Annotated in this window: 5 protein-coding genes and 1 pseudogene; 5 read left to right on the forward strand and 1 reads right to left on the reverse strand. The window is 70.2% G+C overall.

Going from position 1 to position 3,515, the window contains the following annotated elements; genetic code table 11:
* A pseudogene (locus APM_RS10700) lies at positions 1-385 on the reverse strand (lytic transglycosylase); the annotation flags it as partial.
* 100 nt (positions 386-485) lie between these two features.
* Here APM_RS10700 and dapA point away from each other — a divergent pair.
* The 5 genes from dapA to APM_RS10725 form a co-directional block, all read left to right on the forward strand.
* Positions 486-1,364, forward strand: coding sequence for a 4-hydroxy-tetrahydrodipicolinate synthase (gene dapA, locus APM_RS10705; RefSeq protein WP_007423390.1), 879 nt, complete (start codon positions 486-488; stop codon positions 1,362-1,364).
* Positions 1,364-1,843, forward strand: a complete 480-nt coding sequence (smpB, locus tag APM_RS10710; RefSeq protein ID WP_007423391.1) for an SsrA-binding protein SmpB — start codon at positions 1,364-1,366, stop codon at positions 1,841-1,843. Before dapA ends, smpB begins: the two co-directional genes overlap by 1 nt.
* A 68-nt stretch (positions 1,844-1,911) precedes the next feature.
* Positions 1,912-2,601: a sulfite oxidase-like oxidoreductase gene (locus APM_RS10715; protein WP_007423392.1), complete on the forward strand. Its 690-nt coding sequence runs from the start codon at positions 1,912-1,914 to the stop codon at positions 2,599-2,601.
* A gap of 75 nt (positions 2,602-2,676) precedes the next feature.
* Positions 2,677-3,162 (forward strand): peroxiredoxin, encoded by a 486-nt coding sequence (locus APM_RS10720; protein WP_007423393.1) that lies wholly within the window; start codon positions 2,677-2,679, stop codon positions 3,160-3,162.
* Positions 3,163-3,172: 10 nt separating this feature from the next.
* A partial coding sequence (locus APM_RS10725; protein ID WP_007423394.1) for a glycosyltransferase occupies positions 3,173-3,515 on the forward strand: 343 nt, incomplete at its 3' end.

Raw genomic sequence — 3,515 nt, forward strand, 5'->3', positions numbered from 1 at the left:
CATTGGCGGCGGCGGTCTCGGGCAGCCGGGTGCGGCATTCGCGCCGCACCGTGGCGTCGTCCGGGTCGGCGGCCAGCGCCTCGTTCCACCGCCGCGCCAGGATTCCCTGCTCCGGCCAGTCGGGATATCTGGCCATGAACGCGGCGATCTCGGTCTCGCTCGCCGCCCCGGGGTCGAGCACCCGGTAATAGGTCACCAGCCGCGCCACCAGCCGGTCCGGCTGGGCGGCGGCCAGCGTTTCCGCCTCGGTCCAGTGATTGGCGCGGATGTCGTTCATGATCCGGGCGAGGGCGGGGGCGGGCTGCAGCGGGGCGGCGATCGCGACCGCGCCCAGCGGCGCGGGGGCGGCGCCGAGAGCGAGCAGGGACGTCAGCAGCAGCAACATCCGGACCATGCGCGAACCAATAGCAGGACTGCTCCCGCGCTCCCATACCTTGCCGCCGCCGAATGCTGCGAATAGGTTACGCGCACTCACGGAGAACACAATGTTTCACGGCTCACTGGTCGCGCTGGTCACCCCGATGCACGAAGACGGTCGCATCGACGAGGCGGCGCTCGAACGTTTCATCGAATGGCAGATCGCCGAGGGCACCAACGGCCTCGTCCCGGTCGGCACCACCGGCGAATCCCCCACGCTCAGCCATGACGAGCACAAGCGTGTGGTCGAGATCACCGTCGAGGTGGCGAGGAAACGCGTCCCGGTGATCGCCGGCGCCGGCTCGAACGCCACGCGCGAGGCCATCGGCCTCGCGAAGCACGCCGAATCCGTCGGCGCCGACGGCGTTCTCGTCGTCACCCCCTACTACAACAAGCCGACGCAGGACGGCCTGCTCCGCCACTTCACCGCGGTCGCCGACGCGATCGGTATTCCGCTCATCATCTACAACATCCCGCCCCGCTCGGTGATCGACATGAGTGTGGCGACGATGGCCCGCCTCGCGCAGCACCCCAACATCGTCGGCGTGAAGGACGCGACGGCGAACCTCACCCGCCCGCTGCACACCACCGCCGCCTGCGGCGCGTCGTTCTGCCAGCTCTCGGGCGAGGATCACACCGCGCTCGCCTTCCTCGCCGCCGGCGGCGTCGGCTGCATCTCGGTGACCGCCAACATCGCCCCGCGCCTCTGCGCCGAGATGCAGGCGGCCTGGCGCGCCGGCGACCTGAAGACCGCGATGGCGATCCAGTCCCGCCTGCTGCCCCTGCACGATGCGATGTTCGCCGAGAGCAATCCCGCCCCGGCGAAATACGCCGCCTCCCTGCTCGGATTCGGCTCGGAATTCTGCCGCCTGCCGCTCGCCCCGCTCGCCGAGGCGACGAAGGCGCAGATGCGCGCCGCGATGACCGGGCTCGGGCTGCTCGCCTGATGGCCGAGCCCCGGAAATCCGGGCTGATCTCCCACGGGATCGCGGCGCAGAACCGCAAGGCCCGGTTCAACTACACGATCAAGGACACGGTGGAGGCCGGAATCGTGCTGCGCGGCGCCGAGGTGAAGTCGCTGCGCATGGGCCGCGCCACGCTGTCCGAGGCCTTCGCCGGCGAGCGCGACGGCGAGATGTATCTCTTCAACATGTACATCCCCGAATACCAGGGCGGCGTGCTCTCCCGCTTCGACACCAAGGGCCCGCGCAAGCTCCTGCTCAAGCGCAAGCAGATCGACCAGCTCCTCGGCGCCATCGCCCGCCAGGGCTCGACCGTCGTCCCGCTCGACGTGCATTTCAACCCGCGCGGCCTCGCCAAGGTCACGCTCGGCATCGCCGAGGGCCGCAAGCAGCACGACAAGCGCCAGGCCATCGCCAAGCGCGACTGGGAACGCGACAAGGCCCGCATCCTCAAGAACCGCTGACCCCGCCGCGCGCTGGACCGCGCGCCCCTTCACCCCATATCATCGTCCGGCCCGGAAGGAGAACGGCGATGGACGAAGCGGACAAGCAGGGAAACGACGGACCGGAAATCAGCCTGATCGGCCAGATCCGCGACAAGCTGATCGGCCGCAAGCAGGACTGGTCGCGCGAGGGGCGGGGCCTGACCGGCGCCACCGCGCCGCCGGCGCAGCGCCTCCCGCCCGGCCAGCGCCTCGTCACCGACTGGCCGGTGCTCGATCTCGGCGTCCAGCCCGAGGTGCCGAAAGCCGCCTTCCGCCTCGCGATCGACGGCGCCGTCGCCAATCCCGTCACACTCGACTGGGACGGGTTCATGGCCCTGCCGCAGCAGGACAGCGTGTCGGACATGCACTGCGTCACCACCTGGTCGCGCTACGACAATCACTGGCGCGGCGTGTCGATCCGCACCATCCTCGACCTGGTGCGGCCGCACCCGGAGGCGACCCACGTCCTCTTCGAATCCTATGACGACTACACGACCAATCTCCGCCTCGACCAGTTCGCCGCCGAGGACTGCTACCTGGTGCACAGCTGGGAGGGAAAGCCGCTGACCCGCCAGCACGGCGGCCCGGTGCGGGTGCTGGTGCCGCGCTACTATCTCTGGAAATCCGCCAAATGGGTCCGCCGCATCACCTTCGCGACGGCCGACCGCAAGGGCTTCTGGGAAACCCGCGGCTACAACAACAACGCCGATCCCTGGGCCGAGGAACGCTACGCCTGAACCGCCCGCCTTCACGCGCGGCCCGGCTTCGGCTACCAGTCTGCTCGAACAGGCCATCCAATCAGGAGAGACGCGATGATCAAGGTGGGCGACAGGCTCCCGGCCATGAAGCTGATGACCCCCGGCGCCGAGGGACCGCAGGAGATCGACACCGGCGAGCTGTTCGCCGGCAAGACGGTGGTGCTCTTCGCCGTTCCCGGCGCCTTCACCCCCACCTGCAGCGCGAAGCACGTTCCCGGCTTCCTCGAGCATTACGACGCGCTGAAGGCGAAGGGAGTCGACGAGATCGCCTGCATCGCGGTGAACGACGTGTTCGTGATGACCGCCTGGGCCGAGAGCCAGAAGGCCGGCGGCAAGATCACCTTCCTCGCCGACGGCTCCGGCGCCTTCACCCGCGCCCTCGGCCTCGAGCTCGACCTCATCGCCCGCGGCCTCGGCGTCCGCAGCCAGCGCTATGCCCTGGTCGCGCAGGACGGGCTGGTGACGCATCTCGCCATCGAGCAGCCGGGCGGCTTCGAGGTCAGCCGGGCCGAGGCGGTGCTGGAGGCGCTCGGCGGCTGAGCCTGCCCGCGTGACGGCCTGCCGCAGCCCGGTCCTCAGCGTCGTCGTTCCCTGCTATCGCGAGCAGCCGAACGTCGCCCCCATGGTCGCCGCCCTCGATGCCGCCCTCGCCGGCATCGACTGGGAGGTGATCTTCGTCGACGACGACAGCCCCGACGGCACGGCCGACGCCGCCCGCGCCCTGGCGCGGACCGACACCCGCGTCCGCTGCCTCCGCCGCGTCGGCCGACGCGGCCTGTCCTCGGCCGTCATCGAGGGGGCGCTGTCCAGTTCCGCCCCCTTCGTCGCGGTGATCGACGGCGACCTCCAGCACGACGAGACCATCCTCCCCGCGATGCTCGACGCCGTGCGCG

It is taken from the genome of Acidiphilium sp. PM (assembly GCF_000219295.1).
GTDB classification, from domain to species: Bacteria; Pseudomonadota; Alphaproteobacteria; order Acetobacterales; family Acetobacteraceae; genus Acidiphilium; species Acidiphilium multivorum.

Coding starts and splice junctions, on each gene's coding strand:
- dapA (WP_007423390.1), top strand. CDS start 486: ATGTTTCACGGCTCACTGGTCGCGCTGGTCACCCCGATGCACGAAGAC.
- APM_RS10715 (WP_007423392.1), top strand. CDS start 1,912: ATGGACGAAGCGGACAAGCAGGGAAACGACGGACCGGAAATCAGCCTG.
- APM_RS10720 (WP_007423393.1), top strand. CDS start 2,677: ATGATCAAGGTGGGCGACAGGCTCCCGGCCATGAAGCTGATGACCCCC.
- smpB (WP_007423391.1), top strand. CDS start 1,364: ATGGCCGAGCCCCGGAAATCCGGGCTGATCTCCCACGGGATCGCGGCG.